This window comes from Actinotalea sp. Marseille-Q4924 (assembly GCF_916618755.1).
Lineage (GTDB): Bacteria > Actinomycetota > Actinomycetes > Actinomycetales > Cellulomonadaceae > Actinotalea.
Map to the genome: position 1 here is coordinate 101,413 of NZ_CAKAKB010000001.1, position 22,382 is coordinate 123,794.

20 protein-coding genes are annotated in these 22,382 nt (G+C 75.9%); 4 read left to right on the top strand and 16 right to left on the bottom strand.

The window, feature by feature from the left end; all coding sequences use genetic code 11:
• Window positions 1-56: 56 nt before the first annotated feature.
• On the bottom strand, window positions 57-1,439 hold the full coding sequence (locus tag LG379_RS00415; RefSeq protein WP_225752632.1) for a deoxyribodipyrimidine photo-lyase: 1,383 nt from the start codon (window positions 1,437-1,439) through the stop codon (window positions 57-59).
• Between the two features lie 189 nt (window positions 1,440-1,628).
• Entirely contained in the window at window positions 1,629-2,393 is a 765-nt protein-coding gene (locus LG379_RS00420; protein ID WP_225752633.1) for an SDR family NAD(P)-dependent oxidoreductase, read from the bottom strand.
• Window positions 2,394-2,913: 520 nt separating this feature from the next.
• On the opposite strand from LG379_RS00420, the gene LG379_RS00425 reads away from it, so the two are divergent.
• Together LG379_RS00425 and LG379_RS00430 are read left to right on the top strand one after the other, a co-directional pair.
• Window positions 2,914-3,354: a hypothetical protein gene (locus tag LG379_RS00425; RefSeq protein ID WP_225752634.1), complete on the top strand. Its 441-nt coding sequence runs from the start codon at window positions 2,914-2,916 to the stop codon at window positions 3,352-3,354.
• A 35-nt stretch (window positions 3,355-3,389) separates the two neighbouring features.
• Complete coding sequence (locus LG379_RS00430) at window positions 3,390-3,788, top strand: DUF5655 domain-containing protein (protein ID WP_225752635.1); 399 nt, start codon at window positions 3,390-3,392, stop codon at window positions 3,786-3,788.
• 39 nt (window positions 3,789-3,827) lie between these two features.
• On the opposite strand, the gene LG379_RS00435 is transcribed toward LG379_RS00430, so the two are convergent.
• The 5 genes from LG379_RS00435 to LG379_RS00455 form a co-directional block, all read right to left on the bottom strand.
• Window positions 3,828-6,350, bottom strand: a complete 2,523-nt coding sequence (locus LG379_RS00435; protein ID WP_225752636.1) for a lysylphosphatidylglycerol synthase transmembrane domain-containing protein — start codon at window positions 6,348-6,350, stop codon at window positions 3,828-3,830.
• A gap of 70 nt (window positions 6,351-6,420) precedes the next feature.
• A complete protein-coding gene (locus LG379_RS00440; protein WP_225752637.1) occupies window positions 6,421-7,329 on the bottom strand; it encodes a CPBP family intramembrane glutamic endopeptidase in 909 nt (302 codons plus the stop codon).
• 206 nt (window positions 7,330-7,535) lie between these two features.
• Window positions 7,536-10,031 (bottom strand): cation-translocating P-type ATPase, encoded by a 2,496-nt coding sequence (locus LG379_RS00445; protein WP_225752638.1) that lies wholly within the window; start codon window positions 10,029-10,031, stop codon window positions 7,536-7,538.
• Between the two features lie 81 nt (window positions 10,032-10,112).
• Window positions 10,113-10,349: a heavy-metal-associated domain-containing protein gene (locus LG379_RS00450; protein WP_225752639.1), complete on the bottom strand. Its 237-nt coding sequence runs from the start codon at window positions 10,347-10,349 to the stop codon at window positions 10,113-10,115.
• Window positions 10,350-10,407: 58 nt separating this feature from the next.
• Complete coding sequence (locus LG379_RS00455) at window positions 10,408-10,689, bottom strand: metal-sensitive transcriptional regulator (protein WP_225752640.1); 282 nt, start codon at window positions 10,687-10,689, stop codon at window positions 10,408-10,410.
• A gap of 204 nt (window positions 10,690-10,893) precedes the next feature.
• Between LG379_RS00455 and LG379_RS00460 the strand changes: the two genes are divergently transcribed.
• Window positions 10,894-12,234, top strand: coding sequence for an alpha-amylase family protein (locus LG379_RS00460; protein ID WP_225752641.1), 1,341 nt, complete (start codon window positions 10,894-10,896; stop codon window positions 12,232-12,234).
• Window positions 12,235-12,268: 34 nt separating this feature from the next.
• Here the strand turns inward: LG379_RS00460 and LG379_RS00465 are convergent, their stop codons facing one another.
• Complete coding sequence (locus LG379_RS00465; protein ID WP_225752642.1) at window positions 12,269-12,736, bottom strand: hypothetical protein; 468 nt, start codon at window positions 12,734-12,736, stop codon at window positions 12,269-12,271.
• 96 nt (window positions 12,737-12,832) lie between these two features.
• Here LG379_RS00465 and LG379_RS00470 point away from each other — a divergent pair, with 96 nt between their 5' ends.
• Window positions 12,833-13,186 carry a TraR/DksA C4-type zinc finger protein gene (locus LG379_RS00470; RefSeq protein ID WP_225752643.1) on the top strand — a complete coding sequence of 118 codons (354 nt, stop codon included), beginning with the start codon at window positions 12,833-12,835 and terminating at the stop codon, window positions 13,184-13,186.
• Window positions 13,187-13,190: 4 nt separating this feature from the next.
• Here LG379_RS00470 and hemL read toward each other — a convergent pair whose 3' ends face one another.
• From hemL to hemE, 8 genes are all read right to left on the bottom strand, one after another.
• A complete protein-coding gene (gene hemL / locus LG379_RS00475) occupies window positions 13,191-14,570 on the bottom strand; it encodes a glutamate-1-semialdehyde 2,1-aminomutase (protein WP_225752644.1) in 1,380 nt (459 codons plus the stop codon).
• Complete coding sequence (hemB, locus tag LG379_RS00480; RefSeq protein WP_225752645.1) at window positions 14,570-15,568, bottom strand: porphobilinogen synthase; 999 nt, start codon at window positions 15,566-15,568, stop codon at window positions 14,570-14,572. Before hemB ends, hemL begins: the two co-directional genes overlap by 1 nt.
• A complete protein-coding gene (locus LG379_RS00485) occupies window positions 15,565-16,398 on the bottom strand; it encodes a uroporphyrinogen-III synthase (RefSeq protein ID WP_225752646.1) in 834 nt (277 codons plus the stop codon). Before LG379_RS00485 ends, hemB begins: the two co-directional genes overlap by 4 nt.
• On the bottom strand, window positions 16,395-17,504 hold the full coding sequence (gene hemC / locus LG379_RS00490) for a hydroxymethylbilane synthase (RefSeq protein WP_225752647.1): 1,110 nt from the start codon (window positions 17,502-17,504) through the stop codon (window positions 16,395-16,397). Before hemC ends, LG379_RS00485 begins: the two co-directional genes overlap by 4 nt.
• Before the next feature lie 32 nt (window positions 17,505-17,536).
• Window positions 17,537-18,799, bottom strand: coding sequence for a ferrochelatase (locus tag LG379_RS00495; protein WP_370634404.1), 1,263 nt, complete (start codon window positions 18,797-18,799; stop codon window positions 17,537-17,539).
• A complete protein-coding gene (hemQ, locus tag LG379_RS00500) occupies window positions 18,796-19,515 on the bottom strand; it encodes a hydrogen peroxide-dependent heme synthase (RefSeq protein ID WP_225752648.1) in 720 nt (239 codons plus the stop codon). Before hemQ ends, LG379_RS00495 begins: the two co-directional genes overlap by 4 nt.
• A gap of 271 nt (window positions 19,516-19,786) precedes the next feature.
• A complete protein-coding gene (locus LG379_RS00505; RefSeq protein WP_225752649.1) occupies window positions 19,787-21,307 on the bottom strand; it encodes an NAD(P)/FAD-dependent oxidoreductase in 1,521 nt (506 codons plus the stop codon).
• The gene (gene hemE / locus LG379_RS00510; protein ID WP_225752650.1) at window positions 21,304-22,356 is read right to left on the bottom strand and encodes a uroporphyrinogen decarboxylase; all 1,053 of its coding nucleotides are present in this window, start codon (window positions 22,354-22,356) and stop codon (window positions 21,304-21,306) included. The genes LG379_RS00505 and hemE overlap by 4 nt, the downstream gene beginning before the upstream one ends.
• Between the last annotated feature and the right edge of the window lie 26 nt (window positions 22,357-22,382).

Genomic DNA, 22,382 nt, shown 5'->3' on the forward strand with positions numbered 1-22,382 from the left:
CGCATGGCGCAGCATGCGGACAGGACGCGATGTGGCGGTCTGGACGGGAGTGGGGGTCAGGCCCGGGCGGCCTCGTAGCGGCGGAGGGCTTCCTCGCGCTCGACGCGGTGGTCGACGACCCGCTCCGGGTAGCCATGCGCGAGGCCGTCGAGGACCGTCCACGGCTCGTGCACCGCGGCCCCGGGGACGTGCGCCAGCTCCGGCACGTAGCGGCGCACGTAGTCCCCGTTCGGGTCGAACCGCATCCCCTGCGCGACGGGGTTGAAGACCCGGAAGTACGGCGCCGCATCGGTCCCCGTGCCGGCCACCCACTGCCAGCCGTGGCTGTTGGACGCGATGTCGCCGTCGCGCAGGTGCGCCATGAAGTACCGCGCGCCGTGCGGCCACCAGACGTGCAGGTCCTTGACGAGGAAGCTCGCCACGACCATCCGCACCCGGTTGTGGATCCACCCCTCGCGGTGCAGCTGCCGCATCCCGGCGTCGACGAACGGGAAGCCGGTCCGCCCCTCGCACCACGCGGCGAAGCGCTCCGCCGCGGCGCCGTCGGGGTCCTCGTAGGCGATGCGGCTCAGCCCGGGGCGGAGGTCCGCCCACGCGGAGCCGGGGTGGTGCCACAGCACGTCGGCGTAGAACTCCCGCCACGCGAGCTCGGAGACGAAGTGCTGCGCGCCCTTGGACCGCGCCGCGGGGTGCGCGGCGACGTCCGCAAGCAACGTGCGGGGGTGGACGGTGCCGTACTTGAGGTGCACGGACAGCTCCGACGTCGCGCGCAGGTCGGGGCGGTTGCGGTCCTCGGCGTAGCGCTCGAGGTCCCCGTCGAGGAAGTCGTGCCAGCGCTCGCGAGCCGCTGCCTCCGTCACGTCCGGCAGGTCCATGTGCCCGACGGCGGCCGCGGCGCCCGCTCCGGGCACCGCCTCGCTGTCCACGCCGGTCAGCCACCGCAGGTCGCGCGGGATGTCCGCCGGGCGGCGCCAGCCGTGCTCCTTCCAGGCCTTGGAGAACGGGGTGAACACCTTGTACGGCTCGCCGTCGTCCTTGAGCACGCGGCCGGGGGTGACGGCGTAGGGGCTGCCGGTCTCGTCGAGCACGACGCCGTCGTCGTCGAGCGCCGCGAGCGCCCGGGCGACGCGCGCGTCCCGCCGTCGGCCGTAGGGGGTCGGCTCCGCCGTGACGTGGACGCTCGTCGCCCCGACCTCGCGGACGACGGCGGGCACGACCTCCTCGGGCCGCCCGTAGCGGACGACGAGGGCGTCGTCGTAGGTGGGTCGCAGCGCGGTGAGCGCGTCGTGGAGCGCGGCGAGCCGTGGGGCGCCCGACGACGCCAGGAGGGTCGGGTCCGCGACGAAGAGCGGGAGGACGGGGCCGGCGGCGGCGGCCTCGGCGAGCGCGGGGTGGTCGTGGAGGCGCAGGTCCCGCCGCAGCCACAGCACGGACGTCATGGCGTGAGCGTAGGCGCGGGTGCGCACCCCCGCGCAGGCCGACGTCAGGCCGCGCTCAGGGGTGCACGGCCCCCGGAGTGCCCCTCCACGTCGAGACGGCGCCTCCGGAGGGACCTCCTCGACGGGGAGCGGCTGTCCCGGGGGACGGCGCCGGCGTGAGGGTCGGCACTGAGTGCCGGGGCGCGTCGGTCACTGGGCGGTCCAGCCGCCGTCGACCGTCAGGGTGGTGCCCGTGACGAGGCCGGCGGCCGGCGAGGCGAGGTAGAGGACGGCGCCGGCCACGTCCGTCGTCGTGCCGAAACGACCGACGGGGATGCGGGCGAGGACGTCGGCCGCGAACTCCGGGTGGTCGAGGCGCTCGGCGGTGCCGGGGGTGCGCACGAAGGTGGGGGCGACGGTGTTGACGGTGACGCCGTGCGGCGCCCACTCGAGCGCCAGCACCTTGGTGAGCATCTGCACCCCGCCCTTGCTCGCCGAGTAGACGGCGTGCCGCCGGATGCCGACGAGGCCGGCCTGGCTGCCGAGGTTGACGACCCGGCCGTAACCCCGGGCGACCATGACGCGGCCGGCGGCCTGCGTGACGAAGAACAGGCCCTTGAGGTTGACGTCCATCATGGCGTCCCAGTCGGCCTCGGTGACGTCCAGCGCGTCGTGGTTGGCGCCGAGGCCCGCGTTGTTGACGAGGACGTCGAGCCGGCCGTGCTCCCGCACGAGCTGCTGCACCGCGGGCTCGACCGACGGCAGGTCCGTGACGTCGAGCGGCACGGCGAAGGCGCGCCCACCGGCGGCGGCGACGTCGTCGAGGAGGCCGGCGACGTGCTCCGGCGACCTGGCCGCGGCGCCGACGGTGGCACCGGCGGCGGCGAGCGCGAGGACGAGGTCGTGGCCGATGCCACGCGACGCGCCGGTCACGAGGGCGACCTGGCCGGCGAGCGAGAAGTCGGGCTGCTCCATGCCGTCGACGCTAGACCCGGTGCGCGCCGAGATCGCGGGTCCCACGCGAGATCGAGGGTCCCGCCCCGCGATCTCGCGGCGGACCCGCGAACTCGAGGAACGGAGGGGGCGCGTGGGTGGGGGAGGTGCGGGGCAACGGAGGGGCGGGGGTGCAGGGATGCCCACCGCCCCTCCGTGCCGGCCCAGCGGCCGGGCCCTGCCGACGGTGGCCGGCCCGTCGGGCCGGCCGGTCGGGCCGGGTCAGGCCAGCCGGAGCGTGTCGCCGTCCCGGACCACCGGAAGGGGATCGGTGCTCTCGCCGACGACCACACCCTGTTCGACGTCCCGGAACCCGATGAGGTTCCAGGAGCCGGACCGGTCTGCCTCGTGCAAGCCGGGCGCACGGACGCCGAACCGCCGTCACGGCTCGCGGCGCACGGCTCGACGCGCCGGTGACCAGTGGTTTCACCCGGTGGATCACCCGCGGTCCCGCTTTGTCGGGACCTCCTGTCCCAAGGATCATGGTCGTAGGCGATCGTGCGTGGGTGACGCAGGGGCCGCCGGTCCGGAGGGGGACATCGTGGGGAGCGCCAGGACCGCCGACGGCGGCGCGGCCGTCGGGCAGGGCGGCACGTCGGGCTCGCCCCACCTCCTCCCGGACGCCGAGACCAGGCGTGACGGACCGGCCCGGTTCCTGGGCCAGCCCTCCGAGCCGCTCGCCGCGGGCCGTCCCGCGCGCACCGGCCCGGTGGCGCTGTCCATGGTCGCCGTCCTCCTGCTGCTGACGACGGGCGGCTACCTCGGCGTCACCTGGGCCCGCGCCCAGGAGGTCTGCGCGGAGGAGGTGGCTGTCCACCGCGACCAGGAGGACGCGCCGTCGACGGTCGACGTCGACTGGTCGTGGCACCCCGTCGGCATCCGCTGCACGTGGGGCGACGACGGCTCGTGGACGTCGCTGTGGTGGGGCGGCCACCGGCCCTGACGACGCCGACGACGCCGCGGTGGCACGGTAGGGGCATGGCTCACGAGCCGTTCCGCCCGGCCGGCGACCCGGCGCGCTGGTCGGTGGAGGCCGCGCTGTCGGGCGGGCGCCGGGGGACCGCCGTGCACGAGGCGGTCCTCGCGGCGCTGCGGGAGCTGGGGCCCGTCGAGGTCCACCCCACCCGGACGCAGGTCGCGTACCGCCGTCGGCGGGCGTTCGCGTGGCTGTGGTGCCCCGGCCGCTGGTTGCGGCATCCCGCGGCCGACGTCGTCCTGTCGGTCTCCCTCGGGCGCGAGGACCCGTCCGCGCGGTGGAAGGAGGTCGTGCGCACGACCCGGCTGCACTGGGTCCACCACCTGCAGGTCTCCGGCCCGGAGGACGTCGACGCCCAGGTCAGGGCATGGCTGCGCGAGGCGTACGAGCGCGCCGGCTGACAGCGCGGTCGGCCGGCGGCTGCGGTCCGACGGCCCGCGTCAGAGGTCGCCGCGCCGCTGCAGGACCCGCATCGCGACCCAGCCCAGCGGGATCCGGCCCCAGAACGTCAGGGCGCGGAAGAGGAAGACGACGGACGCCGCGACGCCGGGGGAGATGTTGCCGACACCGGTCAGCGCAGCGGTGAGCGCCAGCTCGACGGTGCCGAGCCCGCCCGGTGACGGGACGACCGCACCGGCCGCGTTCGCGACGAGGTAGATGAGCGCGAGGTCGATGAGCGACAGGCTCTGGCCGAACGCCGCCAGGCTGGCCCAGAACGCGCCGAGGTAGCTGATCGTCATGAGGAGGTTGCCGCCGACGGCGACGGCGAAGCGCCGGGGCTGCCCGAGCATCTGCACCAGGCGCGGCCACGTCTGCCGCCACACCGGCGCGAGCCGGCGCGCCGCCCAGAGCCGGACCTGGGGCACGACGAGCGCGGCCGCGAGCGTGCCGACGACGATGAGGAGCGCGAGGAGGACCGTCGTCGGCGGCAGCTGCTGCAGGGCGCTGCCCTGGCCGCTGACCAGCGAGAGGACGAGGAGCAGCACGATGGTCGTGACGAACTGCGACAGCTGCACGAGCCCGACGGAGGCGACCGCGAGCGGGTAGGAGACGCCGCGCCGGGCGAGGAAGCGCAGGTTGAGCGCCGCCGGGCCGATGCCCGCGGGGGCGAGCAGGGACACGAACGCCGCCGCGGTCTGGACGAGGGTCGTCCGCCACACCGGCAGCCGCACCGGGGCGAACGCGACGAGCGCGAGCGCCGCGCCGACGAAGGAGAGCAGGCCCAGCGCGAACGCCACCCCCGCCCACCACGGCTCCGCACGCTGGAACGCGGCGGTGATCTCCTCGATCTGGATCGTGGTGAGGACGATGATCGCCGCGGCGATCGACAGCGAGATGGTGAGAACGGTCCGGGCGCCGAACCGCACGAGCCGCTCCGGCTCGACGTCGGCCTCGGGCAGCCGCGCGAGCAGCGCCTCGCGGACCTCCTGGAGCAGCCCGCGGTGCAGCCGCGCCTCCACGCGCGTCGTGGGGGGCAGGGCGATCGTCTGAAGGAGCGGCCCGATGGTGGCGAGCTCGGCGTCCGGGAGGACGCGTGCCGCGGACTCCACGGCACGCTCCGCACCCACCCGGACCGCGAGCAGGGCGAGCACCTGGCTGACGTCGATCCGGCGCGCGAGGTCCGAGCAGGCCACGTCGCCGGACTCCCAGCCCGTGAGCAGCGCCACGGGATGCGACTCGTGCAGGTGCTGGTGGCGCCGCGGGCAGGCCTGCCCGGTGACGTCGACGAGGACGACGTCGGCCGTGAGCGAGCGGTGTGCGACGCCGGCGGCGTGGGCGATGCGCAGCTGCTCCCAGACGGCATCCAGCACGTCGTCGCTGAGGGCCTCCACCGGCAGCCCGGACAGCGGCACGGCGTTGCGGGCGTGGTCCTGCACGAGCAGCATCGAGTCGTCGGACTCCGCGATCCCGAGCAGCTGGGGCGTGCACACCCCGGCCGCGTAGGCGGCGTGCGACACCAGGGCGGTCCGCTCGGCCGCCTGGCGGAGCGAGACGACGCCGCGGCCCTCGAGCCCGCGCAGCCGCAGCGACCGCCACAGACGGGTGAGCAGGCCGACGACCTGCCGGTCGCCGTCGAGGACGACGACGTCCAGGCGGGTCCCCTCGGCCGTCGTCATGGCGTAGACCCGGTTGTCGCTGGTGCGGGTCAGCGCGACGGTGGCGGCCAGGTCCTGGGTGACGGAGTCCTGCTGGGGCAGGTCGGACGCGACGTCCCGGACGCGCACGAGCCGCGCCGGCTGGAACCCCGCGCGCTGCACCCCGGCGACGAGCGCGGGGCCGTACGCCCGCTCCGACTGCACGCCGGACAGGAACCGGATCCCGAGGCCCGTGAACCGGCCGAGGAGCACGGTGAGCAGCGCCCCGGGGAGGGTGACGAGACCCGTCACGAGCGCCACCCCGAGGCCGATCCAGAGCAGGTTCCAGGAGGCCGGCAGCGTGCGGCGCCGGGAGCGCGCCCCCGCGGCGGTGAGCAGCGCCGTCGTGCCGGCGAGGAGGGCGGGGATCGTCACGACGCGCTCCCCGCGCGAGACGACGCTCAGCGCGAACCGCAGCTCGCCGGACCCGAGGGTGGTGACGAGCCAGGCGGTCAGCAGGGCGAGCAGCGTCCCGACGACGGCGGCGCCGATCGCCTCGAACGCCTGGCGCGGGAGCCGGCGCAGCGCGAGCTCCGTGAGGACCGCGACGGGGGCGACCAGGGTGATGAGGCCCTCGAGGACCGCGACCGGCAGGAAGAGGATGCGGCGCAGGACCGTGTCGAAGCCCTGCACGTCCTCCTGGAGGCCCTCCGTGGTGCCCTGCGCGTACACCGCGAGGAGCAGGACGGCGGCGACGCCGAGCGCGGACAGGATCAGGCCGACGAGGTCCGCGGGGTGGTGGACGCGCGCGGTCGGGGTGTCGACGATGTCGACGTTCGGCTCCACCCGGGGGCGACCGAGTCGCCCACGAAGCGTGGAGGTGGCCATGCTCGCGAGTCTAGGGTCGGGGTCTGCGCGCTCCGGGGAACCCCGACCACGCCGCGCGCGGCTCGCCCGATCAGCCGATGCGCAGGGCGGTGAGCACGTCCTCCGGCAGGGCCGCATAGCCGACGAACGCGACGACGTCGAGCGCGGTGTGCGCGACGACGAGCGGCATGACCCGGCGCCGTCGGACGTAGTACCAGCCGAAGAGCACGCCCATGACGACGTTCCCCGCGGCCATCCCCGGCCCCTGGTAGAGGTGGTACGCGCCGCGCAGCAGCGCGCTCGCGGCGATGACCGCGGGCACGCCCCAGCGGAGCTCCTCCAGCCGTTCGACGAGGTAGCCGACGGCGACGACCTCCTCCAGCAGCGAGTTCTGCAGGGCGGAGAGGACGAGCACCGGCACGGTCCACCAGTACGCCTCCAGGCCCGCCGCCTGGATCTCGACCGTGACCCCGAGCGCGCGCCCGGCCACGTAGACGCCCAGCCCGGGGATGCCGACGACGGCGGCCAGGCCGAGCCCGACGGGGAAGTCCCGTCCCGGACGCGCGGCGTCGAGGCCGATGCGCCGGAGCGCGGAGCGCCCGTGCGACGACAGGAGGTACAGCGCGAGGACCACGGGGACCAGCGCGAAGCCGATCGCCATGAGCTGGTAGGTGAGGTCGAGGTACGGCCGGGGTGACCGCGTGGGGTTGAGCGTCGCGGACTGCTGCGCCAGCGGCACCTCGGCGGTGTACCGCGCGTAGAGCCGGACGACCGCGTACAGCGCGGACTGCCCGAGCGACAGCCCCAGGACGATCCACACCTCGGCGGCCAGGCGGCGGCGGGAGCGGCCCACCGTGGGCCCAGGGAGCCCGGTGGGCGCACTGGGCGCAGTGGGGGCCGAGGCGGTGGCGGACGCAGCGGCCGGCGCAGCGGTCGTCGTGGACGCCGGTACGGCCGTGGCGTCGTCGTCGACCGTGCCGACCTCGGAGCGCGAGCTCATGCAGGGTCCTCCGGGGGTGTCGTCGGGAGATCCACGGTAGACGCGGTGTCTGAGCGCCGGCTGGACGTCGGCAGGGCGTTGACGGGGAGCGCCCTGACCGACGTCCGGCGGCACCGGGGAAGGCCCGTTGCGGAGGGTGCAACGGGCCTTCCCCACCGACGGTGCCTGGGTCGACGCCGGCCGACGGCGGGTTCGGTGCGGCGGCCTCAGCCGGCGCGGCGCAGGCGGAGGCTGTTGCCCACGACCATGACCGAGCTGGCGGCCATCGCCGCGCCGGCGATCATCGGGTTGAGCAGGCCCAGCGCCGCGAGCGGGATCGCCGCGACGTTGTAGCCGAACGCCCATACGAGGTTCTGCTTGATGATCCGCAGGGTGCGGCGCGACAGCCGGATGGCCTGCGCCGACGCGAGCAGGTCGCCGCGGACGAGGGTGATGTCCGCCGCCTGCATCGCGACGTCCGTGCCGGTGCCCATGGCCAGGCCCAGGTCGGCCTGCGCCAGCGCCGCGGCGTCGTTGACGCCGTCGCCGACCATCGCGACGACCCGGCCCTCGGACTGCAGCCGGGCGACGACGTCGACCTTGTCCGCCGGCAGCACCTCGGCGATGACCTCGTCGATGCCGACCTGACCGGCCACGACCCGCGCAGCGCCGGCGTTGTCGCCGGTGAGGAGCACGGGACGCAAACCGAGCCCGCGCAGCTCGGCGACGGCCTGCACCGACGTGGGCTTGACCGGGTCGCGGAGCACGAGCACGCCGCGCGCCGCCCCGTTCCAGGCGGCCATGACCGCCGTCGCGCCGTCGGACTCCGCGGCCGTGAACGCGGGGTCGAGCGCGGACGTGTCGACGCCCTGCTCGCGCAGCCACGAGGGCCGCCCGACGAGCACGCGCCGCGCGAGGCCGATGCCGCTGTGCGCGGTGCGCACGACCCCGGCGACGCCGCGGCCCGGCTCGTTGGCGAACTCGGTCACCTGGTCCTCACCGATCGCGACGCCGTCGGCGCCCACCTCGACGGTGCCCGGTGCTCCCACCGGCGCCAGGGAGGAGCGCGCCCCGGCCGCGATGGCGCGGGCGATCGGGTGCTCGCTGCGGCCCTCCACCGCCCCGGCGAACCGGAGCACCTCGCCGACCTCGACACCCGGGGCGGGCAGCGTCTCGACGAGCTCCATGCGGCCCTGCGTGACCGTGCCGGTCTTGTCGAGCACCACGGTGTCGACGCGCCGCGTCGACTCCAGGATCTCCGGGCCCTTGATGAGGATGCCGAGCTGGGCGCCCCGGCCGGTGCCCACGAGGAGCGCCGTCGGCGTCGCCAGGCCGAGCGCGCACGGGCACGCGATGATCAGCACGGCGACCGCGGCGGTGAACGCGGCCTGGGCGCCGCCGCCGGCGAGCAGCCAGACGACGAGCGTGGCGAGCGCGATCACCATGACGACCGGCACGAACACCGCGCTGATCCGGTCGGCGAGGCGCTGCACGGGGGCCTTGCCCGTCTGCGCCTGCGTCACGAGCCGCCCGATCTGGGCCAGCATCGTCTCCTCGCCGACGCGGGTCGCCCGCACGACGAGGTAGCCCGACGTGTTGATCGTCGCGCCGGTCACCTGGGAGCCGGGCTCCACGTCGACCGGCACGGGCTCGCCCGTCAGCAGCGACGTGTCCACCGCGCTGGTGCCCTCGAGGACGACGCCGTCCGTGGCGACCTTCTCGCCCGGACGCACGGCGAACAGGTCGCCGACGGCGAGCCGGTCCACCGGCACGAGCCGCTCGGTGCGGCGCCCGTTCGCGTCGTCCTCCAGGAGCGCCGCCTCGGTCGCGCCCATGGACAGCAGGGAGCGCAGCGCGTCCCCGGCCTGCCGACGCGACTTGTGCTCCCAGTACCGCCCCAGCAGGAGGAACGTCGCGACGACCGCGGCCACCTCGAAGTAGAGCTCCGGCATGTGCATCTCGCCGATCGCCATGCGGGGGACGAGCGTGGGCTCCATCCGCATGCCGATCTCGCCGGCGCCACCGAGCGTCACGGCCCAGATCGACCACGCGCTGGCGGCGATGATGCCGCTGGAGACCAGGGTGTCCATCGTCGAGGAGCCGTAGCGCGCCGCCCGGGCCGCGGCCCGGTGGAACGGCCACGACGCCCACGTCACGACGGGCAGGGCGAGCGCGGTGACGACCCACTGCCACCCGGGGAACTGCAGCGGCGGGACCATCGACAGCAGCGTGATCGGCACGGTGAGGACGGCCGCGACGAGCAGGCGCTTGCGCAGGTAGGCGCCGCGGTCCTCGGTCGGCGCGGACGTGTCCTCGTCCGGGCTCATGTCCTGGCCCTCGGGCATGGCGTGGCCGCTGAGGGCGTGGTCGTGCACGTCGTGGGCCGCAGCGGCGCGCCGCGCCGCGTCCCGCTCGGCCGTGCGGCTGTCCTTGAGGACCGTCGCGGTGTAGCCGGCGGCCTCGACGGCCTTGACGACGGCGCCGGTGTCGACGTCGTCGGTCAGCTCCACGCGCGCCGTCTCCGTCGCGAGGTTGACGACCGCCTCCGCACCCGGGATCTTGCCGATCTTCTTCTCCACGCGGGCCACGCAGGAGGCGCACGTCATGCCGCCGACGGCGAGGTCGAGCACGGCGACGGGTCCGCCGGCCGCCTGCTCGAGCGGGCCGGGCGTGCCGGTGCTGCCGGCGCCGGTGGGCGGGGTGCGGGTGGTGTCCTGCGTCATGACCTCACGTCCTGTCGTGCGGGGGACGGCGGCGCCCGGCCGCCCCGTGCGGGTGGCCGGCGCCGCCGTCGGTGGGGGTGCTCAGAGCAGCGAGCGCGGCGGGGCGACGGAGTAGCCCGCCTCCTTGACGGCCTCCTCGAGCGCCTCGGTGGAGACCGGCTCGGTCGAGGTGACCTTCACGGTGGAGGTGCCGCCCGAGACGAGCTCGACCTCGACGTCGGTGACGCCGGGGATCTCGCGGATCTCCTCCTGGACGGAGCGGACGCAGTGCCCGCAGGTCATGCCCTGGACGTTGACGTCGACGGTCTGGGTGCTCATGGTGCGTCCCTTCGTGTGGGTGGTCCGGCGGTTCCGCCGGGTGGTGGGGTGGTGCTGGTCAGCTGCGGACGAGCCGGGCGATGGCGTCGGACGCCTCGCGGACCTTCGCGGCGCCGGCCTCGTCGGACTCCTTCGCCGCCTCGACGACGCAGTGGGCGAGGTGGTCCTCGAGCAGCCCGAGGCTCACGGCCTCCAGTGCCTTCGTCACCGCGGAGACCTGCGTGAGGATGTCGATGCAGTAGGCGTCCTCGTCCACCATGCGCGCGATCCCGCGGACCTGCCCCTCGACCCGGCGCAGGCGCTTGAGGTAGTCGTCCTTCGTCCCGGTGTAGCCCGGCATGGTGGCTCCTCGTCGTGCGTGCGGGCCCGCGGCCCGGTGCTCTCGTCCGTGGGAACACCATACCCCCCTACGGTATTCCGGGGCACCGACCGGCCAGCGCCCGCCGCGCCCGGCGTCGCCGTCGTCGTTACGGTGGCTGATCGAGGTACGAGCGGCCTTCCCGGGCACGCCGCACCGGCCAGACAGCCGACGAGGGGACATGACGTGCCGGACTGGGTCGAGCACGCGATGTGGTGGCACGTGTACCCGCTGGGCTTCACCGGCGCGGAGAAGCACGCGCTGGCCGACGACGTCGCGCCGGTCCACCGCTTCGAGCACCTCACCCGGTGGCTGGACTACGTCGTGGAGCTCGGCCTCAACGGCATCGCGCTGGGCCCGGTGTTCGCGTCTGCGACCCACGGCTACGACACCGTCGACCACCTGCGCGTCGACCCGCGGCTGGGCACGGAGGAGGAGCTCGTCGCCTTCGTCGACGCGGCGCACGCACGCGGCCTGCGCGTCACGCTCGACGGGGTGTTCAACCACGTCGGCCGGGGGTTCGCCCGGTTCCAGCAGGTGCTGTGGCAGGGGCCGGGCGCCGACACCGAGTCGTGGTTCCGGCTGCGCTGGCCGGCCGAGCCCGGCCCCGGCTCCGAGCCGGAGTACGACGACTTCGAGGGCCACCACGCGCTCGTGGCGCTCAACCACGACGAGCCCGAGGTGGCCCGGTACGTCGCGGAGGTCATGACCTACTGGCTCGACCGCGGTGTCGACGGCTGGCGGCTCGACGCTGCGTACGCCGTCCCGCCGTCGTTCTGGGGGCGCGTCCTGCCGGAGGTGCGGGCCGCCCACCCGGACGCGTTCGTCTTCGGTGAGGTGCTCCACGGGGACTACGCCGCGTTCGTCGGGGAGTCCGGCGTCGACGCCGTGACGCAGTACGAGCTGTGGAAGTCGATCTGGTCCTCGCTAAACGACGGGAACTTCTTCGAGCTGACGTGGACCCTGTCGCGCCACGACGAGCTCCTCGACACGTTCGTGCCCGTCACCTTCGTCGGCAACCACGACGTCACACGGATCGCCAGCCGCCTGAGCGACACCCGCCACCTGGCGCACGCGCTCGCAGTGCTCCTGACGGTCGGCGGCTCACCGACGATCTACGCGGGCGACGAGCAAGGGCTCACGGGCGTCAAGGAGGAGCGGGAGGGCGGCGACGACGCCGTCCGCCCCGCCTTCCCGCCGGAGCCGGGGGAGCTCGTCCCCGGCGGCTGGGACGTCTACCGGCTGCACCAGGACCTCGTCGGCGTGCGGCGGCGGAACCCGTGGCTGCACCGGGCCCGGGTCGAGGTGCTCACGTGCACCAACACGCGACTCGTCTACCGCGCGCACGCGGCCGACGGCGTCGTGCTGGTCGCCCTGAGCCTCGAGGACGCCCCCGTGACGCTCGAGTCGCCGGGTGCGACGGAGGTGCTCGCCGGGTCAGCCGACCTGCACGAGCCGGGCAGCGGCGCCGTCGTCGGCCTCGCGCCGCACGGCTGGGCGGTGCTGGGCGCGCCCTCCCCGGCGTGACGCGAGAGGGCGTGAGGCGGCCGGCGCCGTCCCGTCAGCGGCGGCGCACGCCGCGGGAGGCCAGGACGAGCGCGCCGAGCGCGGCCAGGGCGACGAGGGCCAGGGCGGTGCGGTCGGCCACGACGGCCCCCAGGGCGACCGGCAGGAAGGTCGCCGCGGCGACCCGGAGGTCGATGCCTCGCCGACCCCGGCGCAGCAGCCCCAGGCCGGTGAGGACCGAGCCGACCGCGAGCAGCGCGAGCAGCACGGCGAGCACGACGGTCGTCAGCGTGGGCCCGAGCGCGGCGATCCACGACGACGGGTCGAGCGCGTCGGCGTCGACCGCCTCCGCGCGCGTGGCGACCCAGACGAGCGCCGTGAGCGGACCGCCGAGCACGAGCGCCCAGCCGGCGAGGGCCTCGGTGGGCCCGGAGGTCCACGGTGTGGTGGTCTCGAGCGTCACCCGCTCGTACCCGGTTCGGACGTGCCGCGACGGCACCTGGACATCCCCCTGCTGAGTCATGGGAGGAATTCTACCGCAGGGCCCCGGCGCGCCACCGGGTCGTCCGCTCCGGTTCACCGGGTGGCCGTCCCGGGCGACCGCCGCGATCATGGCGCGATGGACGACGACGCCCTCGCCACGGTCCGCTCCGCGCTCGCCGAGCGTCGCGTCGCGGCGGCCCAGCGGCTCGCCGCCCTGACCGGGCGGTTCGACGAGGTCGTGGCCGCGTCGGCCGGCTCGAACCTCGACGACGAGCACGACCCCGAGGGCGCCACCATCGCGTTCGAGCGCTCCCAGATCGACGCACTCGCGCGGCAGGCGGCGGCGGAGCTCGCCGAGGTCGACGCCGCCGAGGCCCGCCTGGCGGACGGCACCTACGGCACGTGCGAGCGGTGCGGGGAGGCGATCCCGGCGGGCCGGCTCGAGGCGCGCCCCACGGCGCGGACCTGCGTCACCTGCGCCGCGCGCTGAGGCCTCAGGCCGGCGCCGCCGCCGCAGCCGCACGCGCTGCCGCGGGCAGCGCCTCCACGACCCGGCCGAGCGCGGTGTCGTCGTGGGCGGCGGAGAGGAACCACGCCTCGTACACGCTGGGTGGCGCGTGGACGCCCTGGTCCAGCAGCGCGTGGAAGAGCGCCGGGTAGCGCCAGGTGTCCTGGGCCTGCGCTCGCGCGTAGTCCGTGACGGGGCCGTCGGCGGGGTCGACGAACGCCGGGCTGAACAGCGTCCCCGCCCACTGGATCGAGTGCGCCACCCCCTCGGCGGTCAGCGCCGCGGCCAGCGCGTCCGCGACGACGTGCGCGGCGTGCGTGATCTGCGCGTACACGGCGTCGTCGGCGGCCTGGAGCGTGGCGAGGCCCGCGGCGGTCGCGACCGGGTTCCCGCTCAGCGTGCCCGCCTGGTAGACGGGCCCGAGCGGCGCGAGGTGCTCCATGACGTCCTGGCGGCCCCCGACCGCCGCGACGGGCAGCCCGCCGCCGACGACCTTGCCGAACAGCAGCAGGTCCGGGTCCCAGCCCTCGACCGCGCTCTCCAGGCCCCACCACCCCGACGACGACGCCCGGAAGCCCGTGAGCACCTCGTCCAGCACGAGCATCGCGCCGTGCTCGCGGGTGACCCGCCGCAGCGCCGCGTTGAACCCCGGCAGCGGCGGCACGACGCCCATGTTCGCCGGCGCCGCCTCGGTGACGACGGCGGCGATCCGGTCGCCGTGGGAGGCGAACGCGGACTCGACCGCGGCGACGTCGTTGTAGGGCAGGACCAGCGTCTCCGCGGCGGTGGCCTCGGTCACGCCCGCGGACCCCGGGAGCGCGAGCGTCGCGACGCCCGATCCGGCCTGCGCGAGCAGCGCGTCGAGGTGGCCGTGGTAGCAGCCCGCGAACTTGACGACGAGCGGGCGTCCCGTGACCCCGCGCGCGAGGCGGAGCGCCGTCATCGCGGCCTCGGTGCCCGTCGAGACGAAGCGCAGGCGCTCCACCGCGGGCACGCGACGCTGGATCTCCAGCGCCAGCTGCGTCTCCCGCTCGGTCGGGGCACCGAAGCTCAGCCCCTGCGACGCGGCCTGCTGCACGGCCCAGACGACGGCGGGGTGGGCGTGCCCGAGGACCATCGGCCCCCAGGAGCCGACGAGGTCGACGTACTCGTTGCCGTCGACGTCGTAGGTGTACGCTCCGCGCGCCGAGGCCATGAACCGGGGCGTGCCGCCGACCGAGCGGAAGGCGCGGACCGGCGAGCTGACGCCGCCCGGCATGACCGACTGCGCGGCGAGGAACGCCTCGGCGGACCGGGCGGTGCTCCCGCGGCCGGTGGACCGCAGCGTGATCGGCGTGCCCTGCCCGTCCTGCGTGCTCGTCCCCATCAGATCTCCTCCCGCAGCCAGCCGGCGAGCTCGAGGGCCCAGTAGGTCAGGATCGCGTCGGCCCCGGCCCGGCGGATCGCCAGCACCGACTCGGCGACGGTCCGTCGCCGGTCCAGCCATCCCTGCGCGGCGGCGGCCTCGATCATCGCGTACTCGCCCGACACCTGGTACGCCCACACCGGCACCTCGCTCGTCGCCGCGACGTCGGCGAGCACGTCGAGGTAGGAGCCGGCGGGCTTCACCATGACGACGTCGGCGCCCTCCTCGACGTCGAGCACCGCCTCGCGCAGGCCCTCGCGACGGTTGGCCGGGTCGAGCTGGTAGGCGCGCCGGTCGCCGGTGAGCTGGGAGTCGACGGCCTCGCGGAAGGGTCCGTAGAAGGCCGAGGCGTACTTCGCCGCGTACGCGAGCAGCGCGACGTGGTCGTGACCGGCGGCGTCGAGCGCGTCACGCACGGCCGCCGTCTGCCCGTCCATCATCCCGCTGAGGCCGAGCAGGTGGGCGCCCGCCTCGGCCTGCGCGACGGCCATGGCGCGGTAGTGCTCGAGCGTCGCGTCGTTGTCCACCTCGCCCGTCCGTCCGGGCCGGTCGTCGAGGACGCCGCAGTGGCCGTGGTCGGTGAACTCGTCCAGGCACAGGTCGCCCATGACGACGAGCGCGTCACCCGCCTCGGCGACCGCGTCCGCGAGGGCGACGTTGAGGATCCCCTCGGGCCGGCACGCCGTCGAGCCGGTCGCGTCCCGCTCGGCGGGGACGCCGAAGAGCATGACGCCCCCGATCCCCGCGGCGGCCGCGTCGGACACCGCCCGGCGCAGGCTGTCGCGGCTGTGCTGGACCTGGCCCGGCATGGACCCGATCGGCACCGGCTCGGCCGCGCCCTCCTTGACGAACAGCGGCAGCACGAGCTGCGCGGGCACGAGGTGCGTCTCGGCGACGAGCCGGCGCAGCGCGGGCGTTCGCCGCAGCCGACGCGGCCGGACGGCGGGGAAGCGGCTCACAGGGGGCTCCGGTCCAGGGAAGGGGCGGGACGGTCGGCGTGGGCGGCGAGCGCGTCGACGAGCTCCTCCGCCGACGCGGCACGGGGCACGACGTCGACGCGCAGGCCGAGGGCGCGGGCGGCCGCCGTCGTCCGCGACCCGATGCAGCAGACCACCACCGACGACGGCGGCGGGCCCAGCAGGTCGACGAGGTTGCGGGCGGTGCTCGCGGAGCTGAGGAGGACGGCGTCGACCGCGCCCGACCGCCACGCCGTCCGGACGTCGTCGTCGGGGGGCGGTCCGGGCGCCGTGCGGTACGCGACGACGTCGTCGACCGCCCACCCGGCCGCCCGCAGCCCCTCGACGACGGTCGGCTCGGCCAGGTCGGACCGCGGCACGAGGACGTGCCGTGCGCCGTCGTCGGGCAGGGCGGTCATCGCCGCGACGAGGCCGGCGGCGGAGCGCTCGCCGGTCGGCAGGAGGTCCGGCACGACGCCGTGGTCGGCGAGCACCCGCGCCGTCCCCGGGCCGACCGCGGCGACGCGCGTGTCGCCGAGGCCGTCGGCGAGGCGCGCCTGCGGCCCGTGCAGCGCGCGGACGCGCTCCGCCAGCGCGGTGACGGTCGTCCCCGACGTGACGGTCGTCCAGTCGTAGCCGCCGCCGGCCAGGCGCTCGACGGCCGAATCCAGCGCCCCGACGTCCTCCGGCGGGGCGAACACGATGAGGGGCACGACGACGGCCTCCGCGCCCTCCGCGGCCAGCAGCGCGCCGACGCGGTCGCCCCAGTCGCCGCCGTGCGGGACGAGCACGCGCCACCCCGGCAGGCGACCGGCAGCCGCGGCTGGGGTCACCGGCGGCCGTCCGGCCCGAGCGGGGCGAGGTCCGCGGCGCCGTCGGCGAGCATCTGCTCCGCGACGGAGCGGCCGAGGCGACGGGCCGCTGCGACGAGCTCGTCGGCGGTGGGCGGCGGGGTGTCGTCGTGCGGGGGCCGGAAGACGGTCACCGGGTGCGCCGGGATCCCCAGGGCGGGGGTGTCGGGCAGCCGGACGGAGGCCGACGCCCGCAGCGTCCCGGTTCCGTCGACGCTCGTGACCACGGCGTCCAGGGTCAGGTGACCGTCCGGGTCGACGTGCCCGAGCGCGCCGATCGGTGCGGCGCAGCCGGCCTCCAGCGCGCTGAGCAGCTCACGCTCGGCGGTGACCGCGACGCGGGTCGGCAGGTGGTCGAGGGCGGCGAGTGCGGCGGCGAGCTCGGGGTCGGCGCCGGGACCGTCACCGAGGACCTCGGCGCGGCACTCGACGGCCAGGGCACCCTGGCCCGGCGCCGGCGCCATGACCTCGCCCTCGAAGAGCTCGGTGGCCGCGTCGAGGCGCCCCAGCCGGGCGAGCCCCGCGGCGGCGAGGACGACGGCGTCGAGGTCGCCGGGGGCGTCGGCACGCTCGCCCAGCCCCGGCACGCGGCCGAGCCGCGTGTCGACGTTGCCGCGGATGTCCACGACGTCCAGGTCCGGTCGGGCGGCCCGGAGCTGCGCGGCGCGCCGCGGCGAGCCCGTGCCGACGCGCGCACCGCGCGGCAGCGTCTCGAGGGTCAGGCCGTCGCGGGCGCAGAGCGCGTCGCGGTGGTTCGCGCGGATCGGGACGGCGGCGACGACGAGGCCCTCCGCGGGCGCCGTCGGCAGGTCCTTGAGCGAGTGGACGGCCACGTCGCAGGTGCCCGCCAGCAGGGCGTCGCGCAGCGCGGCGACGAAGACGCCCGTGCCGCCGAGGGTCGCGAGCGAGGCGCGGGTGACGTCGCCCTCGGTCCGGACGCGGGTGAGCTCGACCGGCCTGACCCCGAGCACGCCGGTCCCCACGAGCGCGTCCGCGACGTGCCCGGTCTGCGTGAGCGCCAGGGCGCTCCCGCGCGTGCCGATCCGCACGGTGCCGCCCGCGCGGGACGGGTCCGGCGTGCTGGTCATCGCGTCAGCTCTCCCGTCGTCGTCGGTGCTCCTCAGGGAGCCAATCCTGCGACGGCGGGCTTGACCGCGCGCGGGTTGGCGCAGCAGCCCGGGCGGCAGACGTCGTACCAGGGACCGAGCGGCGTCAGCGCCGGCCGCGAGCACGGCGTGCCGCCCTCAGGGTTCGACGGGGACGCGAGCCGCTCCTGCACGAGGTCGACGAGCCCGCGCACGAACTCCGGGTGCACCCCGGGCGTCGGGACGCGCTCGGCGTGCATGCCGTGCTGCCGGGCGGTCTCCATGGCCTCCTCGTCCAGGTCCCACATGACCTCCATGTGGTCGGACACGAAGCCGATGGGGACGATGACGACAGCCTTCGTGCCCTGCCCCGCGAGCGCCTCGATGGCGTCGTTGATGTCGGGCTCGAGCCAGGGCGTCGTCGGCGCCCCGGAGCGGGACTGGTAGACGAGGCTCCACGGCACGGCGGCGAACTGGGCCGCCGCGCCGCCCGTGCCCACGTCGCTCATCGCGCCGGCGCTCGCCATGATCACGTCGGCGACGGCGCGGTGCTGGGCCCCGTAGGCGCCCTCCTCGCCCAGCTCGGCGTCCGGCGGGCCGGAGGTGACCGCGGTCGACGTCGGGATGGAGTGCGTGACGAAGAGGACGTGCGCGTCGCGCGTGATGTCCCCGTCGGGCCCGAGCTGCTCGTGCGTGCGCTGCAGCGCCTCGCGGACGCCCTCGACGAAGGGCGTGACGAAGCCCGGGTGGTCGAAGTAGTTGCGCACCTTGTCGATCTGCAGCTCGCCGGCCAGGCCGGTCTCCTCGAGCGCGCCGGCGAGGTCCTCGCGGTACTGGCGGCAGCCGGAGTACGAGGAGTACGCGGACGTGACGACGGCCAGGATCCTCCGGTGGCCCGCGGCGTGCGCGTCCCGGAGGGCGTCGGCGAGGTACGGGTCCCAGTTGCGGTTGCCCCACAGCACCGGCAGGTCGACGCCACGCGAGCGCAGCTCGTCCTGCAGGGCGGCCTGGAGCGCGCGGTTCTGGTCGTTGATCGGGCTCACGCCGCCGAAGTGGCGGTAGTGGTGCGCGACCTCCTCGAGGCGCTCGTCCGGGATGCCCCGGCCGCGGGTGACGTTGCGCAGGAACGGCAGGACGTCGTCCTGGCCCTCCGGCCCGCCGAAGGAGACGAGCAGGACCGCGTCGTAGGCCACCGGCGACTGCGGGTCACGCTCGGGCAGGGTCTCCGGGTGCGCGCCGGGCACGGCGCCGGTGCCGGCGGCCGGACCCGGCCCGGCGGTCTCGTTCGTCGTCGTCACAGCAGGACCTCCGCAACCTCGTCGGCCTCGATGCGCCGGCCCGTGAAGAACGGGATCTCCTCACGCACGTGGCGGCGGGCCTCGGTGTCCCGCAGCCGGCGCATGAGGTCGACCAGCTCCACGAGCTCGTCCGCCTCGAGGGCCAGGATCCACTCGTAGTCGCCCAGGGAGAAGGAGGCGACGGTGTTCGACAGCACCTCGGGGAACTCCCGGCCCTTGCGACCGTGCTCCCCGAGCATCGCGCGTCGCTCGTCGGCGGGCAGCAGGTACCACTCGTACGAGCGCACGAACGGGTAGACGGTCAGCCACGGCAGGGGAGCCTTGTCGCGCATGTAGGCGGGCTCGTGGTCGCGGCTGAACTCGGCGGGCCGGTGGACGCCCATCGCGGCCCAGGCGGGCACCAGCGGGCTGAGCTCGGCGGTGCGGCGCAGTCGCCGCTGCTCGGCCTGGAGTGCCTCCGCGCTGTCGCCGTGGATCCAGACCATGACGTCGGCGTCGGCCCGGAGGCCGGAGACGTCGTAGAAGCCCCGGACGACGACGCCCTCGCCCGGCTCCGCCACGGCGGTCGCCAGCGAGGGTCCCGGCCCGGGTGTCGCGGGCGTCGCGGGCCGGCGCAGGACCGTCCAGAGGGTCCAGGGGCCGGAGGCCGTCGGCGGGCCGGCGTGCTGGTCGGCGGCAGGGTCGGGCGCGGTCCCGTGGGGCTCACCGGTGGTCATGAGGGCCAAGTCTGCGCCGTGCGGTGCCGATGCGGAAATCCGCTGCTGAGAAATCGCTGGCCGGCGGGCGTGCGATTCCGATGTGACATGTCGTCATGTCGTGGCGCGCATTCCTGTGGCGCGGATCACTCCCTTTCCGAGAATGTTCTGACAGCTCGTCACGACCGGGCCTCGGGAATCCCTGTCGACGCCCCGTGACGTCCGCCGCCGCCTGCGCGGAGAGATCACCGCGTCGGGCGCGGGGAGCTCTCCACGATCTGCGGCCGTGCCGTCAGAGACGGGCGGCGAGGGCGCGGGCGTCGGCGACGACGGCGACCAGACCCGTCCCCGCGAGCCACGCGCCGCAGGCGGCGAGCCCCGGACGCTCGTCGAGCGCCCGGCGCACGGCCGCCACCCGGTCGCGGTGACCGGGCCGCACCTGCGGCAGCCCGGCCGGCCACGGGGTCCGCGTCCAGCCCACGAGCTGGTCCGCCCCGAGCCGCACGCCGAGCAGCGCCGACGCGTCGGTGAGCGCCGTCGCGAGGGGGGCGTCCTCGTCGAGCGACCCCGAACGCCGGGCGCCCCCGTAGGACAGCCGGACGACGTGCCGCCCCGCACCGGCGGCCTCCGCGAGCCACGCCCACTTGGCGGTCGCGTGCGTGAGCGCCTTCGCGCGGACGCCGGTCGCGTCCGGTGCGACGAGCACGCCCGTGCCGCGCGGTGCGGCGTCGAGGGCGGGAGCGTCGAGCACCAGCGTGACGAGCTCGACCCCCGTGTCCGCAGCGACACCCGGTCCGGCCACGTCGGCCGCCTCGGGCACCAGGTCGCCGAGGAGCCGCAGTGCCACGGGCCCCGGGACGGCCAGCACGACCTGGGGCGCGAGGAGGTCGGGGCCGTCCGCGGCGGTGATAGAAGCCTCAACGCCAGGAGTCGGATCCGGTCCCGCGGCCCGGTCGGTGGCCTCGCGGACAGAGAGCCGCCATTCTGCGTCGTCCCAGGTCAGGGCCGTGACCTCGACCCCCGTCCGGAGCTCGACGCCGCGTCCGACGACGTCAGCGACGAGGGCCTCGACGAGGCGGTGCATCCCGCCGCGCAGGCCCGCGACGGCCGAGCCGGCCGGTGCCGCGGCGCGCATCGCCGTCACCGCCGCGCCGAGGGACCCGTGCCGGGCCAGGCGCTCCCGCAGCCCGGGCAGGACGACGTCGAGGTCGGCGTCGTCGGGGTGGGTGGCGTGCACGCCCGCGACGACCGGCGTGACGAGCCGGTCCAGCACCCGCCGACCCTGACGCGCCCGCACCAGGCGCCCGAGGCTCGTCGTCGGCCCGTCGACGGCCGCGTCGCCGTCGGTCGCCGAGGGACCGAGGCCGGCGCCCGCCGGCAGCAGGCGGTCCAGCGACGCCCGCAGCGCACCGACGACACCCACGACCGCCCGGACGTCCGCGGCCCACGGCGACCCCGGGATGCCGAGCATGCCGACGCGCGGCAGGGGAACCGCCCGGTCGGGCAGCTGCAGCCACGCCCCGGCGGACGACGGCGCGACGACGTCGCCGGCGAGGCCCACCTCGGCGAGGAGGTCGGGCACGACGCTCGACCGCGTCGCGAACGACTCCGCTCCCACGTCCACGGTCAGGCCCGCGACCTGGGCGGACGCCACGCACCCCCCGGGCTGCGGCGACCGCTCGAGCAGGACGACGCGCCGTCCCCGGGCAGCGAGGTCCCGCGCGACGACGAGCCCGGCCACGCCCGCACCGACGACGACGACGTCCGGCGCACCGTCCTGCGCGGGCGTCTCCGGCGAGCCGTCCGCGGTCACGCGGCGACGTCCTCCCCGTGCGCCACCCGCACGATCCGCGTCAGCACGTCGGGGTCGGTGCCCGGCGGGACGCCGTGGCCCAGGTTGAGCACGTGCGCCGGGGCCTCGCCGCCGCGGCGGACGACGTCGCGCACGTGGGCCTCCAGCACCGGCCACGGCGCGCCGAGGTAGGCCGGGTCGATGTTGCCCTGCAGCGGCGTCCGGCCGCCGAGGCGACGGTTCGCCCCGTCCAGCGGGACCCGGTGGTCGACGCCGACGACGTCGGCCCCCACGTCGCGCATCGCCGTGAGCAGCTCCCCGGTGCCCGTCCCGAAGTGCACGACCGGGACGTCGAGGTCGGCCACGTGCGACAGGGCGCGCCGCGACGCCGGGGCGACCCGGGCCTCGTAGTCGGCGAGCGACAGCGCCCCCGCCCACGAGTCGAAGAGCTGGACCGCGCTCGTGCCCGCGAGCACCTGGGCGCGCAGGAACGCACCGGTCACGTCGGCGCACCAGTCCATGAGCGCCTGCCATGTGGCCGGCTCGGCGTGCATGAGCGTGCGGGCTCGGAGCTGGTCCTTGGACGGCCCGCCCTCGACCAGGTAGGTCGCCAGGGTGAACGGCGCCCCGGCGAACCCGAGCAGGGGGGTGGCCCCCAGCTGGGCGACCGTCAGCGCGACGCCCTCCGTGACCGGCGCGAGCGCCGCCGGGTCCAGCGGGGGGAGGCGGGCGACGTCGTCGGCGGTCCGCACCGGGTGCTCGAACACCGGTCCGGTGCCGGGGACGATGTCGACGCCGACCCCTGCCAGCAGCAGGGGGACGACGATGTCGCTGAAGAAGATCCCCGCGTCGACGCCGTGCCGGCGGACCGGCTGGAGCGTGATCTCGCTCGCCAGCCCGGGGTCCAGGCACGCGTCGAGCATGGCGACCCCGGCGCGCGTCGCGCGGTACTCCGGCAGCGACCGGCCGGCCTGCCGCATGAACCACACCGGGCGGGTGGCAGGGTCCTCGGGGCGCTGCCCGGAAAAGGCCCGGACGACGGCGGAATGCGACGTCCGACCGTCGACCATGGGATGACTTCCTGGCAGATTCACCC

Coding starts and splice junctions, on each gene's coding strand:
- LG379_RS00415 (WP_225752632.1), bottom strand. CDS start 1,439: ATGACGTCCGTGCTGTGGCTGCGGCGGGACCTGCGCCTCCACGACCAC.
- LG379_RS00420 (WP_225752633.1), bottom strand. CDS start 2,393: ATGGAGCAGCCCGACTTCTCGCTCGCCGGCCAGGTCGCCCTCGTGACC.
- LG379_RS00430 (WP_225752635.1), top strand. CDS start 3,390: ATGGCTCACGAGCCGTTCCGCCCGGCCGGCGACCCGGCGCGCTGGTCG.
- LG379_RS00435 (WP_225752636.1), bottom strand. CDS start 6,350: ATGGCCACCTCCACGCTTCGTGGGCGACTCGGTCGCCCCCGGGTGGAG.
- LG379_RS00440 (WP_225752637.1), bottom strand. CDS start 7,329: ATGAGCTCGCGCTCCGAGGTCGGCACGGTCGACGACGACGCCACGGCC.
- LG379_RS00445 (WP_225752638.1), bottom strand. CDS start 10,031: ATGACGCAGGACACCACCCGCACCCCGCCCACCGGCGCCGGCAGCACC.
- LG379_RS00450 (WP_225752639.1), bottom strand. CDS start 10,349: ATGAGCACCCAGACCGTCGACGTCAACGTCCAGGGCATGACCTGCGGG.
- LG379_RS00455 (WP_225752640.1), bottom strand. CDS start 10,689: ATGCCGGGCTACACCGGGACGAAGGACGACTACCTCAAGCGCCTGCGC.
- LG379_RS00465 (WP_225752642.1), bottom strand. CDS start 12,736: ATGACTCAGCAGGGGGATGTCCAGGTGCCGTCGCGGCACGTCCGAACC.
- LG379_RS00470 (WP_225752643.1), top strand. CDS start 12,833: ATGGACGACGACGCCCTCGCCACGGTCCGCTCCGCGCTCGCCGAGCGT.
- hemL (WP_225752644.1), bottom strand. CDS start 14,570: ATGGGGACGAGCACGCAGGACGGGCAGGGCACGCCGATCACGCTGCGG.
- hemC (WP_225752647.1), bottom strand. CDS start 17,504: ATGACCAGCACGCCGGACCCGTCCCGCGCGGGCGGCACCGTGCGGATC.
- hemQ (WP_225752648.1), bottom strand. CDS start 19,515: ATGACCACCGGTGAGCCCCACGGGACCGCGCCCGACCCTGCCGCCGAC.
- hemE (WP_225752650.1), bottom strand. CDS start 22,356: ATGGTCGACGGTCGGACGTCGCATTCCGCCGTCGTCCGGGCCTTTTCC.